Here is a 15,463-nt window from a genome sequence, read left to right on the forward strand (position 1 = left end):
GCAGGCCCCCGTGATCCGGAAAGCTAAGCTTAACATATTTTGCGTAGCCTCGGTGGGTAATAAGTGATTCTTACGACTCGCGGGAGAGCCGATGTTCAAGTCCAAGAAACTGCATCAAGAGATTGACGAGCTGAAACGCGAAGTCAGTGCATTCGAAAACTCCCATGCGGTTGCACGCGTGGATTTTGATCGTAAGTTTTTGTATCTAAACGATTTATTTGCAAAAACTTTCGGGATTTCTCGTGAGGACGCCCTTGGGAACAACTATGATACCCTCGTGCGTGAGAAAGACCTCGAACAGGAGGATTTCAACGAGATCTGGCGTGTTCTCAAGCAGGGCACGCCCGTCAACAAGATCGAACCGCGGCTGAATGCCAAAGGCGAGGAGATCTGGCTGGATACGACCTATTCGCCGATCACGAACAAGGACGGGGTCAGTGAGCATGTGCTGATTGCCGCCCGCGAGATCACCTATATGCATATGCGCCGTCGCGACAACCGGAGCCAGGTCGATGCGCTGAAACGTTCGATGGCGGTGATCGAGTTCGATCTGAAAGGCAATGTGCTGGATGCCAATGATCATTTCCTGAAGGCGACCGGTTACACGATTGAGGAAATCCGTGGTAAAAATCACCGGATATTCATGCCCAAGGACGCGCTTGATACGCCCGAATATGCGCAGTTCTGGCAACGTCTGGCCAAGGGGTCTTCGGAATCGGGGCAGGTGAAACGTGTCCGCAAGGATGGTGAATTCTGCTGGCTGCAGGCAACCTACGAGACGCTGATTGACCCCGAGGGCCGCCCGTTCAAGGTGGTGAAATATGCCTTTGACATCACCGAAGCGCGCAACTTGGCCGCCGATGCGGAAGGGCAGATCCACGCCATTCAAGGGGTGCAGGCGGTGATCGAGTTCGATCCCTATGGCAAGATCGTTTCGGCCAATGACCTGTTTTGTAAGGTGATGGGCTACGAGCGCGCCGAGATCATCGGTCAGTCGCATCGCATGTTTGTCGAACCGGGCTATGGCGAGAGCCAGAGTTACAAGGATCATTGGGCAGATTTGCGGAAGGGCAAAACCCTTGAGGGCGATTTCCTGCGTGTTGGTAAAAACGGTAAGGAAGTCCATATTCGCGCCAGCTACAACCCGATCAAGAATGCCGCAGGGCAGGTTGTGAAGGTGGTGAAATTCGCGGTGGATACCACGCCTTACATGCGTATGAACCGCGTTATGGCCGAGAGCTTGGGCCGGTTGTCCGAAGGTGATCTGAGCACGCGCATCGATCAGGATCTGGGGGAATTCAACACGCTGCGCCAACAGTTCAACGATGCGATCAGCCGGATCGAACGTGTGATTGTCGGGGTTTTGGAACAAACGGCCTCGATTGCGCAGGAAGCCGCCTCGATTACAGCGGGCACGACAGAGCTGTCGCGCCGGTCCGAACGGCAGGCTGCGACCTTGGAAGAAAGTGCCGCTGCGCTGGAAGAGCTGACCACCTCGGTGCGCGGGGCTGCCGATATGACCCTGACCGCCCGTGCGAAGGCGGAAAAGGCGAAAGAACAATCCGACCGTTCGAGCCTTGTGGTCAATGATGCGGTCACCGCGATGAATGAAATCGCCGCAAGTTCGCAGTCGATTTCGCGCATCACCAGTGTGATTGACGATATTGCTTTCCAGACCAATCTTCTGGCGCTGAATGCCGGGGTCGAAGCGGCCCGTGCAGGGGATGCGGGGCGCGGATTTGCCGTGGTGGCCTCCGAGGTGCGGGGACTGGCGCAACGGTCTTCGGATGCCGCGCGCGAGATTGCGACGCTGATCGAGGCGTCGACCCGTCAGGTCGGACGGGGGGTCGAGCTTGTCGGGCAGGCAGGCGAGGCGCTGCAATCGATCGATGAATCGATTACCGGTATCCGGGATTCGATCCAGCAGATCGCCTCTTCGGCGCAGGAACAGAGCAATGGTCTGAACGAGATGAACAGCGCCGTGAGCGACCTCGACCGTGCCGTGCAACAAAATGCCGCGATGGCCGAGGAAAGCTCCGCCGCTGTCCAGATGTTGCAGCGTGGAATCAACACGATGAGCGAGGATGTGGGGTATTTCCGCTGTAGCGAGCTGGACCTCGGCGCCGAAGAGGACCGTCTGGCAAGTTAAGGAGGCTTGCCACATCAGTCCGAAGGGGCAATAACGGCCTCGGTAATTTGGAGGTCTTTCATGCCGACGCTTCTCGTGACGGGTGCTGCCGGGTTTATCGGCTCTTTCGTGTCCCAGCGGTTTTTGTCCGAAGGCTGGCGTGTCGTCGGGTTGGACGGGATGACCGATTATTATGACGTCACTCTGAAGGAGGCGCGGCTGGCAAAGCTGCGCCTTTCGCCCGATTTCCGTGACATTATCGGTATGGTCGAGACCCCCGGTCTGCTGATGTCCATCATGGAAGAGGAACGTCCGGATGTGGTGATCCATCTGGCGGCACAGGCTGGGGTCCGCTATTCGATCGACAATCCGCGGGCGTATCTTGAAGGCAATATCATCGGTACATTCGAATTGCTGGAAGCCGCGCGGGCCTATCCGCCCAAACATATGCTGCTGGCTTCGACCTCATCGGCCTATGGGGCCAATACCCAGATGCCCTATCGCGAAACCGATCGCGCGGATCACCAGATGAGCTTTTACGCCGCGACCAAGAAATCCACCGAGTCGATGGCCCATTCTTACGCCCATCTGTTCAATCTACCGGTAACCATGTTCCGGTTTTTCACCGTCTATGGGCCGTGGGGGCGTCCGGACATGGCGCTGTTCAAATTTACCCGTGCCATTTTCGAAGACAAGCCGATCGATGTCTATAATTTCGGCGATATGAAGCGCGACTTCACCTATATCGACGATCTGGTCGAAGGGATCCGCCTATTGGTCGATGTGGTGCCCGAGCGTTGTGCCGATGTGCCCGCGGGCGATAGCCTGTCGCCGGTGGCGCCCTATCGCGTGGTCAATATCGGCAATAACAACGCGGTGCAGTTGACCGAATTCATTGCCGCGATCGAAGCGGCGACCGGGCGTGAGGCGATCCAGAATCTGATGCCGATGCAGGCCGGAGATGTGCCTGCCACATGGGCGGATGCCAGCTTGCTGAAATCACTGACAGGATATGCGCCCAGAACGTCGGTGCGCGAGGGGGTGCAGTCTTTCGTGGACTGGTATCGCAGCTATTACGCGCTGTAATCCGTAAATGTCGCGTGTGCTCCCGTTCGCGGGGCGATCTGCCATGGTGCGGATAGGGCATCCGACACCCTGCAGGCTTGGGCTTTCGGAGTGCGGGTTTGGCGACAGGACGTATGCCGGTCGCCGCAAAGACGATCTGCTCTACAAAACGCAGGAGCCTGCCGCGCGCTTGAAGGCACGGGGCACGCTTTGTTTGCCCTGCCGATTGCTGCCGAATTTACGGGCAATTCCAACGGGTTTTGCGGACAAGTGAAAAATCCTGCCGGAACACGCTGGAGTTGCCTTGCGCCGACAGCTAGCCTGAACAAAACAGATTGCACAGGGAGCGCCAGCCATGTCCACGAAAACGGTGATGATTATCGGAGCAGGGATTGGCGGGCTTTGTGCGGGCATTGCGCTGCGCCGGATCGGTTTCGAGGTGCGGATTTTCGAGAAGGTCCGCGAGGTGCGCCCTGTCGGCGCGGGGCTATCGCTTTGGCCCAACGGTATCCAGTGTCTCCACCATCTGGGTCTTGGCGCGCAGATCCGTGATCTGGGCGGGCAGATGGAGAGGATGGCCTATATCGACGGCCTGACCGGAGAGACGATGTGCGCCTTTCCGCTGACCCCGCTTTGGAACAGCGCGGGCATACGCGGCTATCCGGTGGCGCGTGCGGCAACGCAGGAAATGCTGATGGATGTGTTCGGGCGCGAGCATATCGCGCTGGGAATGCGTCTGGTCGCGCTGCAGGAGGAGGGGGCGCAGGTGCTTGCCCGTTTTGCGGATGGCACCGAGAGCCGCGCGGATTTTGTGATCGGGGCAGACGGGGCGCATAGTCTGGTGCGCGACCATCTGCTTGGCCCGCTCGAGCGGCGCTATGCCGGCTATGTCAACTGGAACGGGATCGTGGATATGGATGCCGCGATTGCCCCCGCCGATTGCTGGACGACGTTTGTCGCGCAGGGCAAGCGGGCCTCGATCATGCCGATCGGGGCGGGGGAAAACGGGCAGGGGCGTTTCTATTTCTTCTTCGATCAACCGATGCCTGCCGGAGACACCCCCGCGCGTGAGGACTATAAATCCTTGTTACAGGGTTGTTTTTCCGGCTGGGCCGAGCCTGTGCAAAGGTTGATTGCCGCAGCGGATGCGGGGGCGATCAACCGTGTGGAAATCCATGATATCGATCCGTTCTCCACTTGGGCCAAAGGCCGGATCTGCCTGTTGGGGGATAGCGCGCATAACACGACGCCGGATCTGGGGCAGGGGGCCTGCATGGCGATTGAGGATGCGGTGGTGCTGGAAGAAAAGCTGCGCGGGACCGACGATATTCCTGCGGCGCTTCAGGCCTATCAGCAGGCGCGGGCCGCGCGCTGTGCTGATCTGGTTTTGCGCGCGCGCGCGCGTTGCGATGTGACGCATGGGGTTGATCCTGCCGTGACCGAGCGCTGGTATGACGAATTGCGGCATGAAACCGGCGCGGCGATTCTGGCGGGGATCGCCAAGACGGTGGAAGGCAGCCCTGTCTATGCCGAGTTTGCTGCCGGCTGAGCCTTTGCGGGCCTCGGGGCGGGTGGCGAGCGGGCGGAATGTCCGGCGCTCGCAGAATTCTCTTTGTTCTCCATATGCTTTTTGGATTAGGTTTGCTTTGGAATGCCCTATATGGGTCCCTGTCCGGTTGCGATTGCGGACGCAGGGGCGCAGACTCGCGGCGCGACAGGGTTTGACGGACAAGGACGGATTTTGTGATTACTCTGCGGAGCCTTCAGGCCCTTTTCATCCGGTATAGTTCGATCCATCGGCAATACGGTTTTCGCCCGCGCGCGATCAGGGCGGCAGGCGGCAAGGGGATAGGCTGGCTGGAATCGCAGGAGATCCGTGGCAATCACCGATGCGTTTCCGGTTGGGTCGAGGCTGATGAGGTGGGGCTCATCTGCGGCGAAGGGCATCGTCTGGCCGTGGAGCCGGTGCAGTTTCGCGCCGATGTGCAGGCCGCCTATGGCGGGACGGGCAAGGTCGGGTTTTCGCTGACATTGCCCTATATTGCGGGAACGGGGCGGCTTGTGATCCGCAAGGGGACCGAGACGGTCGAGATCGCGCTGCGCGATCCGGCGGCTTTGCGTCGCGGGGTCGAAACCCTGCGTCTGGCGGCGGCCTTCGCTTGGGCGGGGATACAGGGCTTGCCTGCGGCGCTGATCTATCTGCGCAGCACAGACCGTGCGCGCAAGGATCGTGCCAAAGCGCGGCTGAAAGCGCTGTTTCTGGGCCGGACAGATATGGTCCAGCCTCTGCGGATCGGGGCGGGGCAGCTGGGCTTGGCGGAAGACTCGCCGCTTTTGTCCCGCGCAGGGACTGCCGAGCGGGGCGCGGCGGCCCAGCGGATCACGATCATCCTGCCCGTCTATAACGCCTTCGACCTGCTGCAACTCTGCCTGTCGCGGCTTGTCGCCCATACCGATCTGGACTGGCATCTGGTGCTGATCGAGGATGGTTCGCCCGATCCGCAGATCCGGCCCTTTTTGCGCAAATGGTGTGAAAGCCGCCCTGCCGGTCAGGTGAGCTTGCTGGAAAACGCGCGCAATCTGGGCTTTATCGGTTCGGTCAATCGCGGATTTGCCGAAGCCCTGCGGCGGGATGCGCCGGTTGTGCTGTTGAATTCCGATGCTCTGGTGCCCGAGGGCTGGGCCAGCCGCTTGGTGGCCCCCTTGGCGGACCCGCGGGTGGCGAGCGTGACCCCGATGAGCAATGATGCGGAAATCATGAATGCGCCGGTCATCTGCCAGCGCGGGGATTTGCCCGACGGCGTGGCGGAGGGGCTCGATGCCTGCGCGCGCACGTATTTCGCGCAAGCCCCCTTGGCAGAGCTGCCGACGGGCGTAGGGTTCTGCATGGGCATCGGTCTGGACTGGCTGCGTCGTTTTCCCGAATTCGATCCTGTGTTCGGGCGCGGATATGGCGAGGAGGTTGACTGGTGTCGCAAAACGCAGGCCGAGGGCGCGCGGCATCTGGGCGTGCCGGGTCTTTTTGTCGAACATCGGGGCGGCACCTCGTTCGGGTCGGAAGAGAAGCGCCGCCTGATCGAGGAAAACGGGCGCCGGATTACGGCCCGCTATCCGCATTTCGATGCGGATGTGCAGGGGTTCATCGCGCGTGATCCGATGATTGGCCCGCGTTTGGGGCTTGGGCTGGCATGGGCGGGGGCGATGCAGCAGGCCCCGCTATCGGTGTTTGTCGTGCATTCTCTGGGGGGCGGTGCCGAAGACGCGATGCGGCGCGATATCAGTCGCCTCTGTGCCGAAGGCCAGTCGGCGGTGGTTTTGCAACTGGGCGGGGCGACACCTTACCGGATGACGCTTATGACCCCCTTGGGCGAGACCGTCGCCAATCTGGAAAGCGATGCGGTGCTGGCGCATCTTCTGGCGGCGGTTCCGCGGCGTCGGATTGTCTATATCTGCGGCGTGGGGGATGCCCGTCCCGAAACGCTTCCCGACAGGCTGCTGGCATGGCGTGGCGCGGCGGAAGGGTCCGAGCTTGTTGTGGAATTCCATGACTTTTTCCCGCTTAGCCCGTCTTATACGCTGCTGGGCGATACGGGCCGTTTCGAAGGCGTGCCACGCCCTGAGACGCATGGCGGACAGGCCTGCCATCGGGTGCGTGATGCGCAGGGCCTCGAGATCGGGTTGCAAGCGTGGCAGGACCTCTGGCATCGCGCGCTTGCCCAGGCGCGGATCGTGGTGTTTTCCGAAAATAGCCGCGAGATCGTGCAAGGCTGCTGGCCGGATCTGGCCCCGCAGATCACGCTGCGGCCGCATGATGTGCTGGAGGATGTGCCCTCTGTCGAGCGCGTGCCTCTGGAGGCACCGCGTACAATCGGGATTTTGGGCAATATCGGCTACCAGAAGGGGGCGGAGATCTTGCAGATCATGGCCCGCCAACTGGGCAAGAGCGGTGCGGCGCGTCTGGTTCTGTTGGGCAATATCGATCCGAATTATCCGCTTGGCAGGGCCTGCACGATCCACGGCAGCTATGCGCGGCAGGACATTGCCCTGCTGGCCGAACGTTACAAGATCGATTGCTGGCTGATCCCCTCGATCTGGCCGGAGACCTTTTCCTTTACCACCCGCGAGACTCTGGCCACCGGCCTTCCGGTCTGGTGTTTCGATCTTGGCGCGCAGGCGGATGCCTTGCGCGCGGCAGGGCAGGAGGCGCACCTTCTGCCGCTGCCGCAAAATGATGAGGATGTGGCGCAGGTTCTCCGGCGGATCTGCCAGAGCTGAGCCTGTCGCGTCACCCTTCGCGGTAGTAATAGCTGTAACCGTTCAGCGCAGGCGCGCCGCCCAGATGGGCGTAAAGCACCTTGGAGCCTTTGGGGAAGGCGCCCTTACGGGTCAGGTCGATCAGCCCCTGCATGGATTTGCCTTCATAGACCGGATCGGTGATCATGGCTTCGGTGCGGGCCGCAAGGCGGATGGCGGCATTGGTCTCTTCCGAGGGCACCCCATAGGCCGGATAGGCGTATTCCTCGTGGATGACGATCTCGTCCTCGCGGATTTTCCGGCCCAGACCGACCAGTGTCGCGGCATTATCGGCAATCTCGCGCACCTGCGCGCGGGTTTGTTGGGGGGTGGCGGAGGCGTCGATGCCGATCACCCGTTCGGCGCGGTTCTGGGCGGCAAACCCCACGATCATGCCCGCCTGCGTCGATCCGGTGACCACACAGACGATGATATAGTCGAACTGGAAGCCCAGCTCTTTCTCCTGCTCGGCCACCTCTTCGGCAAAGCCGATATAGCCGAGTGCGCCATATTTATGCACCGAGGCTCCGGCGGGAATGGCATAGGGTTTGCCGCCGCGATCCTTGACCGACTGGATCGCATCCTCCCAGCTTTGCCGGATGCCGATATCGAACCCGTCCTCCACCAGTCGCGATTCCGCCCCCATCAGGCGGGTCATCATGATATTGCCGACACGGTCATAGACCGCATCGTAATGGGGCACCCATTTCTCTTGCACCACAACGCATTTCATCCCGAGCTTTGCCGCCGTCGCGGCGACCATGCGGGTATGGTTGGATTGCACGCCACCAATCGAGACCAGCGTATCCGCCCCCGACGCAAGCGCATCGGGCACGATATATTCCAGCTTGCGCAGCTTGTTCCCGCCCATTGCCAGCCCTGAATTGCAGTCATCGCGCTTGGCATAGATCTCGACCTCGCCACCCAATGCGGCAGACAGGCGGGGCAGATATTCGATGGGGGTTGTGCCGTAGGTCAGGGGGTAGCGTTCGAATTTTTCGAGCAGGCTCATGCAGGATCTCCTTTGGACGATGTCCACAGGCTAGCAAGGCATTGCAGAAAGGTGCTTTCTAATTTGGCTTGCGATTTTAGGGAATTCTGTTCGAATCCGAGTATCGTGAAAGGAAAGCTGAAAATATGGTGTCAAAAGCGGAAGAGTCTTCCATCCAGGATCTGGACCGAATCGACATGGCGATCTTGCGGCTCTTGCAGCAGGACGGGCGGCTGACCAATGCGGAGCTGGCCAGCCGGTGCAATATCTCGCCCGCGACCTGCCATCGCCGGACGCAGCGGCTTTTCGAGACCGGCGTGATGTCGGATGTGCGGGCACGGATTTCGCCCGATCATGTCGGGTTGGGGGCTTTGGTGATGGTGGGCGCGGTGCTGGACCGTTCGACCCCTGAAAGCTTTGCCGCATTCGAGGCTGCGGTGCAGAAGATGCCTTCGGTGCTGGATTGCATTCTGGTGGCGGGGGATTTCGACTATCTGATGAAGATCCGTGTCGGGAATATGCAGGATTTCAACAAACTGCACGGGCGCGAATTGATTACCCTGCCGGGGGTGCGTCAGATCCGCACGTTTTTCGCCATCAAAGAGGTCAAGGACGACGCTCCGCTAAGGTTCTAGGGGAGGCTCTGGAACATGCTCCGGCACCGCAGGAGGTCGAGCGCGGAGACGGAGGTGGCGGGCAAGGTCCGGGGAATCCCTGCCCGCGAAGGGTTATTGCGAAATCGCCTTGGTGATCTGCGCCGCATTATAGCGCATCAGGGCTTCATAGCTGGGGGCCGGACCGGAGGCATCCGAAAGCGCTTCGGGATACAGCTCGCCCCCCGGTTCCGCGCCGGTGGCGGCCGCGATCTGTTTCACCAGACGCGGGTCGTTCGAGTTTTCCACGAAATAGGTTTTCACCCCGTCGGCCTTGATCTGGTCGATCATCTTGGCCACATCCGCCGCCGAGGCCTCGGTCTCGGTCGAGACCCCCTGCGGCGCAAGGAAGGTGATGCCATAGGCCTGTCCGAAATAGCCGAACGCGTCATGGCTGGTCAGCACCTTGCGCTTGGCTTCGGGTACGGCCTCGATTTCGGCGCGGATCTCGGCGTCCAGTGCGGTGAGCCTGGCCTTGTAGCTGGCGGCGTTGGCCTTGAAATCGGCGGCATCCGCAGGATCGGCCTTGCTTAGGGCGGCTTCGATATTATCGACCCAGATCAGCACATTGGGGATGGAATTCCAGACATGGGGATCGGTGACATTCTGGCCATCCTCCTCGAACTCGTGGGTTTTGATCCCCTCCGAGACGATGACCGGAGGGACCGTGCTTCCCGAGGCCTTGGCCAGACGGTCGAACCAGTTCTCAAGCCCTTCGCCGCTGAGGAAGGTCACCGGCGCGGCTTTGAGGGCCTTGGCGTCTTCGGGGCTGGGTTCGTAATCATGGGGGTCGCCATTGACGGGCACGAGGTTGCGGACCGTCACATGTGCGCCGCCCACGTTTTTCACCACATCGCCCAGCACCGTGAAGCTGGTGACGACATCAAGGGTTTCGGCATGGGCCGCGCCCATCATGGCCATCGAAAGGGCCAGCGCCGAAAGCGCGGGTTTCAGGAAGCGGGGTGTCGTCATGGAAATATCCTTTGCTTAGCCCTCGAGATGGGGGCGATTGAGAGTTCTGGCCAGAAAGCCCTGAGGGGCGACCAGAAGCGAAACGGCATAGAAGGCGCTGGCGGTCAGGATGATGGTCGGGCCGGAGGCAAAGCCCAGATGGTAAGACAGCAGCAGGCCGATAAAGCCCGAGATCATGGCGATCATCGCCGAGAGCGCGGCCATCGCGGGCAGGCTGCGCGCCCAGAGCTGGGCGGTGGCGGCGGGCAGCATCATCAGCCCCACCGCCATCAGGGTGCCAAGCGCCTGAAACCCCGCCACCAGATTGATGACCAGCAAAAACAGAAACAGCAGGTGATACAGCCCGCCCCGCCCGCCGACCGAGCGCAGGAAATTCGGGTCGAAACATTCCATCACAAGGGGGCGGTAGACCAGAGTCAGCACGATCAGAGTGAAACTGGTGATTGCCCCCACCATGTAAAGGGCGCCGGCGTCAATGGACAGGATGGTGCCGAACAGCACATGCAGAAGGTCGATATTCGACCCTTTCAGCGACACGATCAGCACGCCGAGCGCCAGAGAGGTCAGGTAGAATGTGGCAAAACTTGCATCTTCCTTCAGCCCTGTGCCGCGCGTGACCAGCCCTGCCAGTAACGCCACACCAAGGCCTGCGACGGCCCCGCCGATCCCCATCGCCAGCTGCGACAGGCCACCGGCCAACAGAAATCCGATGGCGGCACCGGGCAGGACCGCATGGCTCATGGCGTCGCCGACAAGGCTCATGCGGCGCAACATCAGCAACACCCCCACCGGCCCCGCCCCGAGCCCGAGCGCCACCGAGGCCACGAGCGCGCGTCGCATGAAGCCGTAATCGACGAAAGGCTGCAAAACGGTTGAATACAGGCTCATGCGGCGCGCCCCCTTGCGGGCTCGCAGGGGCCTGCATTGGCCATCCACGCGGTGGTCGTGCTGCGTGCCAGACGCAAATTCGCCTCGGTCAGAACCTCTGCCGTCGGCCCCCAGCCGATCATCCTGCGCGCGACGAGCAGGGTTTCGGGGAAGGCGGCGCGCACCTGATCGATGTCATGCAGAACCGCCATCACCATGCGTCCCTCCCTGTGCCAGCCTTCGATGATGGCCAGAAGGTCGGCTGTGGTGGCCTCGTCGATGGCGGTGAAGGGTTCATCAAGCAAAATCACCGGCGCATCCTGCAAGATCAGCCGTGCAAAAAGCGTGCGCTGCATCTGCCCGCCCGAAAGCGAGGCGATCTGGCGGGCCTCGAACCCTGTCAGGCCCACCGCGTCGATGGCGGCAGCGGCCTTGGCGGAAAGATCCGCCCCGAGGCTGCGGAACGCGCCGGTCTTGCGCCATGCCCCCATCGCCACGACATCCGCTACGGTGACGGGAAAGCTGCGCTCGATCTCGGCAAGCTGGGGGAGATAGCCGAAATCCTGCGGTCTCAGGCCGCCGAAATCGATCTTGCCCTCGACCCCGAGCCGCTGGCGCATCAGGGCCTTCAGAAGGGTGGATTTGCCTGCGCCATTCGGGCCGACAATGGCTGTCTTGCTGGCTGGCTGGAAAACCCCTGACAGGTGATGGATAGCCGGACGCCTGTCATAGCTCAGCGTGACATTCTCGAAGGTGATCCGGTTGTTCATGGCAGCGCCACCGCCCAGCCGATCAGCCCCCACATCCCCATCAGGATGAGGCAGGCAAACAGCCCCCGCCGCAGGGCGCTGGCCGAGAAGGTGGAAAGAGGGAAGCTGGGCATATCTGTGACCTTTCTGATATGTAATGTAATAATATTACATATTCTGGCGTTCCCTATCTCCGTCAAGATGACAGAAAAGGGAAGTCACATACGCTTGATCAGCTTTATTCCCGACACAGCAGGCGGGCGATGAGCGAGGCAGGGTCGGGTGTGTCAAACGGCGAGGGGGCGTTGCGATCAAGGATCGGCACGCAGGCCGAGGCCCCGTCTCCGGTCAGGCGAAGCGGCGTATCGGGCGCGGGGCGCAGATCCATCAGCGCGTCGGGATCGCTCAGCACAAGGCGCAGGGTGCGGGCGTCGAGCGGTTGCACCGGCCTGAGCACGAAGGAAAACCGCAGGCTGCCGCTGGCGGTCAGCTCTGCCGCAAAGTCCGAGACGGCCGGAGGCGGCGGCTCTTGCGCGCCGTCCAGCAGCCTTGTGTAAAATAACGAGGGGGCCGTATTCTCGCGCACGATGGCCACCAGCTGGTTCAGAGCATCGGGGCTTAACGGGCCTTGTTGCGGCTGGTTCAGGGACTGGACGAGCCATTGCGAGGTCTGCGCGCTGAACAGCCATGTCTCGTCAATCTCGGTGACGTTTGGGCCATTCATGACGAGGGCAAGCTGCGCCACGATCTCGTCTTCGGGATGCGCCGACGCCTCTGGCGGGGACAGGCCAAGCCCCCCGAGCACAAGCGCAATCAGTGCCGCGCGTCTCATGGCTGCACCCCCAGTTCGGGGCGGCTATGGGCGTCGGGGGCGGGGATCTGGCCCGTGGGGATCTGTCGCTGGGGCAGCAGGGTTTCGGGGATCGCCTGCTGGATCAGGGGTTGGGCGGGGGAGGCGGGGCTGGCGGGCATCTTCCAGATGGGGCGCGTGTCGGCGGGCACTGGCGAGGCCAGACGGTTGCCGATCAGGCCGAGACTGCCATAGAGAACCGCGATTGCAATCAGCCAGCTGCCAATGATCCGCGTGCCGATCACGGTGCCGCGCGGCGGGATGATCCGGCCCAGACAGGCGGCGCAAAGCAGGATCCAGACTCCAAGACCCAGACCCGAGAGCGCGATCGTCGGATCGCCGCCAGAGCTGGGGTCCGACAGTTTCAGCGCCACGGCATAGCTGCCCCCGCTGATCAGGGCCGCCACAGGGAGCAGGCGCTGTGTCAGCCATTGGCCCGGCGCCAGCACCAGCCCCAGAGCCAGCGCACCGATGGGCAGGGTGTAGAATTTGTGGCTGACCGCACCGGGCAGGGGTTCGATCAGCGCCATCAGCCCGACATGCGCCCAAAGACCAAGCCCGAACCCGAGCGCCCATCCAACGAAAGAGGCGGCCTTGCCTTGGCGTGCAAGCGGTACGGCGGCAAATCCCAGCGCCGCAAGCGTCAGCAGCATCGGGGCGCTCAGCGCCGATTGGCTGACCCAGAGCGAGATCGCCTCGGAAAGCTGCATCGCCACCAGCAGTGCCGCCCCCCCGAGCGTGAAGCACAGGACAAAGGCGTTGATGCGGGCTCGCAAGGCGGGGGAGGGCTTATCCGACAAGGAAGCCGACCCCCGCCAGCGCGATCACCGCGCCAAGAAGCCGCGAAATCCGCCCCTTCCAGAGCGGGTTGAGCACCAGCCCGACCCCCACACCGATCACATGGATCAGTCCCGTGGCCAGCACGAAACCGATGGCATAATCTGCCGGATCGGCTGCCAACGGCAGTTCGGCCCCATGCGCATAGCCGTGACAAAGCGCAAATACTGCAATCACCGCCAGGGCGACCCATTCCCACGGGCGCCACGCCGCCGCAATGGCCCCACCCAGCACGATGATCGACAGCGCGATACCGGTTTCGATGCCGGAAATGGTCAGGCCGGAAATACCGACGATGCCGCCCAACACCATGACCAGCGGAAAGGTGACCGGCAGGGTCCAGACCCGTTTGCCACCCATCTGTGCGCCCCATAGCCCGACCGAGAACATCGCCAGAAAGTGGTCATATCCTGTCAGCGGGTGCTCGAAGCCTGCGGTGAAGCCACCGGACCCCGCCGCCGTGATATGGGCCGAGGCCAATGTCGGCGCACAAAGTAGGCACGCACTCAATAAGAGAACGGGGAGAGATCGGAAGGTCATGGTGCAAGTCCCGTGTGGTTTTGGATGTCTTACGGGCAAGGACGCCACGGAACAAGCGCGCCTGTCGGTGAGGGCTTCACTTCGCGGCGATTGTGCCGAGCGAGAACAGCGTGGCGATCAGCCGCTCCGTCACCGTCCTATCCAGCGCATCACCGTTGAGAACGCGGCACCAGAAGGGGCCGTGGATCATATCGGATAGGATCTGAAGGTCGCATTCCGCTGCGATCTCGCCGCGACGGCGTGCATGGGTGCAGGATTTCGAGCCTCAACGCCTCGGGCTGTGTGACGAAGCTTCGCCGGAAATATGCGCGGACCTGGGAGGGCTGTCTGGGCGGCGATCGGCACGGTCAGGGCGCTGCCCATTTCTTCGAGCGTATGGAAGATCTGCTGTAGAAAGACCGTCAGCGCCGCAGGTCCCGATGCCTCGGGGTCGAGCGGGGTCAGGGGGGGCGGACATCTCTGCCGTGCTACAATAGAAGACGACGGTTTCGTATGGATACGGGACCGTCGTCTTTTAGTTTCCGTGCCACACCCGCCTCCACACCCGCCGATCAATCGGAATCGGTCCTGCCTTGCCAGCCGAGGGCGATTGGAGACGGATATCACATGCGACAGCGCCACCCGTCCTTTCGGGTCTTTGCACCGTCCTCGCTTTGCGGACCGTGTTCCCGCCGGTTGCAGGGGCCGCTGATCGAGAGGGACGGGCGCAAGGGGCCAATGATCTGCGGAGCGGTCCCCCGAGGCCCAGATCGCGCGCGGGTGTCCGGCGGATGTTGGGCAGGCGCTGGTCTTGCTGGGGTCAGCGCGGGGACCGCGTCGCTGTCATGTATGTGCATCGGCGTCGGGCAGGGCATTGCCATCGCGCTTGAGCGTGTCTGATCTTGTGAGGACGGGCGGCGATGAGGTCGCCCGTTTCTGTTTTGGCTGGTTACGACGCTCTTTGAGGTGGGTTTGTTCTCGCGTTGGGGGGCGGGTGATTCCTGTGGTTTTGGGTGTGTTGGGGATTGGTGTCATAAAACTGTTCGAAATATATACTTTAATTTCAGTTGGTTGGCTGATTTTTTTGGTTTTTGGCATGTTTTTGTGAAAAAAGGGGTTGCGGGTTGTGGGTGTTCTCCGTAAATACCGCTTCACCGCAGCGGCAGACGACGCAGCGGGGCGCGGAAGCCGCGGCGGACGGGATCGAAAGAGACGGTTTGAAGCGGTTGAAGCGATAGAAATTCGGAAGATTAGGTTGGCGGTTAGCACCTGAGGATTGGGTGCTGCTGGTAATTTTTGTCTTCGGCTCTTTGACATTGATGGTTTTACTGAAGAGATATGCGGGCGGTTTGGTCGATGATCGACTAAATGATCGTTTGCATATCGGCTCACTAGGGTTTCGGCCCGATGATGTGAGTGTCAGCTTCACTGTTTGTCGGTTTCACGCAAGTGAGAACGGTAAGCAGAAAGCGTTTATCCAATTGGATAGACGATGTGCGAAGGTTCATGCGTCAAGGTTAGCGATGTAAATCGCTTTCA

Annotated in this window: 12 protein-coding genes, 1 rRNA gene and 1 pseudogene (1 of these 14 cut by a window edge); 6 read left to right on the forward strand and 8 right to left on the reverse strand. The window is 61.4% G+C overall.

Annotated elements, in window-relative coordinates:
• Nucleotides 1-91: 91 nt before the first annotated feature.
• The 4 genes from RPE78_RS14655 (at nucleotide 92) to RPE78_RS14670 (ending at nucleotide 7,468) form a co-directional block, all read left to right on the forward strand.
• Nucleotides 92-2,149: a PAS domain-containing methyl-accepting chemotaxis protein gene (locus RPE78_RS14655; protein WP_330647258.1), complete on the forward strand. Its 2,058-nt coding sequence runs from the start codon at nucleotides 92-94 to the stop codon at nucleotides 2,147-2,149.
• Between the two features lie 60 nt (nucleotides 2,150-2,209).
• The gene (locus RPE78_RS14660) at nucleotides 2,210-3,214 is read left to right on the forward strand and encodes an NAD-dependent epimerase/dehydratase family protein (protein ID WP_330647259.1); all 1,005 of its coding nucleotides are present in this window, start codon (nucleotides 2,210-2,212) and stop codon (nucleotides 3,212-3,214) included.
• Nucleotides 3,215-3,548: 334 nt separating this feature from the next.
• The gene (gene hpxO, locus RPE78_RS14665; RefSeq protein ID WP_330647260.1) at nucleotides 3,549-4,742 is read left to right on the forward strand and encodes an FAD-dependent urate hydroxylase HpxO; all 1,194 of its coding nucleotides are present in this window, start codon (nucleotides 3,549-3,551) and stop codon (nucleotides 4,740-4,742) included.
• A 194-nt stretch (nucleotides 4,743-4,936) separates the two neighbouring features.
• Nucleotides 4,937-7,468, forward strand: coding sequence for a glycosyltransferase (locus RPE78_RS14670; RefSeq protein WP_330647261.1), 2,532 nt, complete (start codon nucleotides 4,937-4,939; stop codon nucleotides 7,466-7,468).
• Between the two features lie 10 nt (nucleotides 7,469-7,478).
• On the opposite strand, the gene RPE78_RS14675 is transcribed toward RPE78_RS14670, so the two are convergent.
• Nucleotides 7,479-8,498: a 1-aminocyclopropane-1-carboxylate deaminase gene (locus tag RPE78_RS14675; RefSeq protein ID WP_330647262.1), complete on the reverse strand. Its 1,020-nt coding sequence runs from the start codon at nucleotides 8,496-8,498 to the stop codon at nucleotides 7,479-7,481.
• 125 nt (nucleotides 8,499-8,623) lie between these two features.
• Between RPE78_RS14675 and RPE78_RS14680 the strand changes: the two genes are divergently transcribed.
• Nucleotides 8,624-9,112 carry an Lrp/AsnC ligand binding domain-containing protein gene (locus RPE78_RS14680; protein ID WP_330647263.1) on the forward strand — a complete coding sequence of 163 codons (489 nt, stop codon included), beginning with the start codon at nucleotides 8,624-8,626 and terminating at the stop codon, nucleotides 9,110-9,112.
• A gap of 93 nt (nucleotides 9,113-9,205) precedes the next feature.
• Here RPE78_RS14680 and RPE78_RS14685 read toward each other — a convergent pair whose 3' ends face one another.
• The 7 genes and pseudogenes from RPE78_RS14685 to RPE78_RS14715 form a co-directional block, all read right to left on the reverse strand.
• A complete protein-coding gene (locus RPE78_RS14685; RefSeq protein WP_330647264.1) occupies nucleotides 9,206-10,102 on the reverse strand; it encodes a metal ABC transporter substrate-binding protein in 897 nt (298 codons plus the stop codon).
• Between the two features lie 15 nt (nucleotides 10,103-10,117).
• Nucleotides 10,118-10,990: a metal ABC transporter permease gene (locus tag RPE78_RS14690; RefSeq protein ID WP_330647265.1), complete on the reverse strand. Its 873-nt coding sequence runs from the start codon at nucleotides 10,988-10,990 to the stop codon at nucleotides 10,118-10,120.
• A complete protein-coding gene (locus tag RPE78_RS14695; RefSeq protein WP_330647266.1) occupies nucleotides 10,987-11,739 on the reverse strand; it encodes a metal ABC transporter ATP-binding protein in 753 nt (250 codons plus the stop codon). Before RPE78_RS14695 ends, RPE78_RS14690 begins: the two co-directional genes overlap by 4 nt.
• A 217-nt stretch (nucleotides 11,740-11,956) precedes the next feature.
• Complete coding sequence (locus RPE78_RS14700) at nucleotides 11,957-12,550, reverse strand: DUF1007 family protein (protein ID WP_330647267.1); 594 nt, start codon at nucleotides 12,548-12,550, stop codon at nucleotides 11,957-11,959.
• Nucleotides 12,547-13,368, reverse strand: coding sequence for a hypothetical protein (locus RPE78_RS14705; protein ID WP_330647268.1), 822 nt, complete (start codon nucleotides 13,366-13,368; stop codon nucleotides 12,547-12,549). Before RPE78_RS14705 ends, RPE78_RS14700 begins: the two co-directional genes overlap by 4 nt.
• Complete coding sequence (locus RPE78_RS14710; protein WP_406721702.1) at nucleotides 13,358-13,945, reverse strand: HupE/UreJ family protein; 588 nt, start codon at nucleotides 13,943-13,945, stop codon at nucleotides 13,358-13,360. The genes RPE78_RS14705 and RPE78_RS14710 overlap by 11 nt, the downstream gene beginning before the upstream one ends.
• A 76-nt stretch (nucleotides 13,946-14,021) precedes the next feature.
• Nucleotides 14,022-14,183, reverse strand: a pseudogene (locus RPE78_RS14715) (hypothetical protein); the annotation flags it as partial.
• A 1,278-nt stretch (nucleotides 14,184-15,461) separates the two neighbouring features.
• Between RPE78_RS14715 and RPE78_RS14720 the strand changes: the two are divergent.
• Nucleotides 15,462-15,463, forward strand: a 16S ribosomal RNA gene (locus RPE78_RS14720); it runs 1,466 nt beyond the window's last position.

This window comes from Thioclava litoralis (assembly GCF_045278885.1).
GTDB classification, from domain to species: domain Bacteria; phylum Pseudomonadota; class Alphaproteobacteria; order Rhodobacterales; family Rhodobacteraceae; genus Thioclava; species Thioclava litoralis.

What these genes read in the sequence shown, in the direction of transcription:
- RPE78_RS14655 (WP_330647258.1), top strand. Translation starts at nt 92, where the DNA reads ATGTTCAAGTCCAAGAAACTGCATCAAGAGATTGACGAGCTGAAACGC.
- RPE78_RS14660 (WP_330647259.1), top strand. Translation starts at nt 2,210, where the DNA reads ATGCCGACGCTTCTCGTGACGGGTGCTGCCGGGTTTATCGGCTCTTTC.
- hpxO (WP_330647260.1), top strand. Translation starts at nt 3,549, where the DNA reads ATGTCCACGAAAACGGTGATGATTATCGGAGCAGGGATTGGCGGGCTT.
- RPE78_RS14675 (WP_330647262.1), bottom strand. Translation starts at nt 8,498, where the DNA reads ATGAGCCTGCTCGAAAAATTCGAACGCTACCCCCTGACCTACGGCACA.
- RPE78_RS14680 (WP_330647263.1), top strand. Translation starts at nt 8,624, where the DNA reads ATGGTGTCAAAAGCGGAAGAGTCTTCCATCCAGGATCTGGACCGAATC.
- RPE78_RS14685 (WP_330647264.1), bottom strand. Translation starts at nt 10,102, where the DNA reads ATGACGACACCCCGCTTCCTGAAACCCGCGCTTTCGGCGCTGGCCCTT.
- RPE78_RS14690 (WP_330647265.1), bottom strand. Translation starts at nt 10,990, where the DNA reads ATGAGCCTGTATTCAACCGTTTTGCAGCCTTTCGTCGATTACGGCTTC.
- RPE78_RS14695 (WP_330647266.1), bottom strand. Translation starts at nt 11,739, where the DNA reads ATGAACAACCGGATCACCTTCGAGAATGTCACGCTGAGCTATGACAGG.
- RPE78_RS14700 (WP_330647267.1), bottom strand. Translation starts at nt 12,550, where the DNA reads ATGAGACGCGCGGCACTGATTGCGCTTGTGCTCGGGGGGCTTGGCCTG.
- RPE78_RS14710 (WP_406721702.1), bottom strand. Translation starts at nt 13,945, where the DNA reads ATGACCTTCCGATCTCTCCCCGTTCTCTTATTGAGTGCGTGCCTACTT.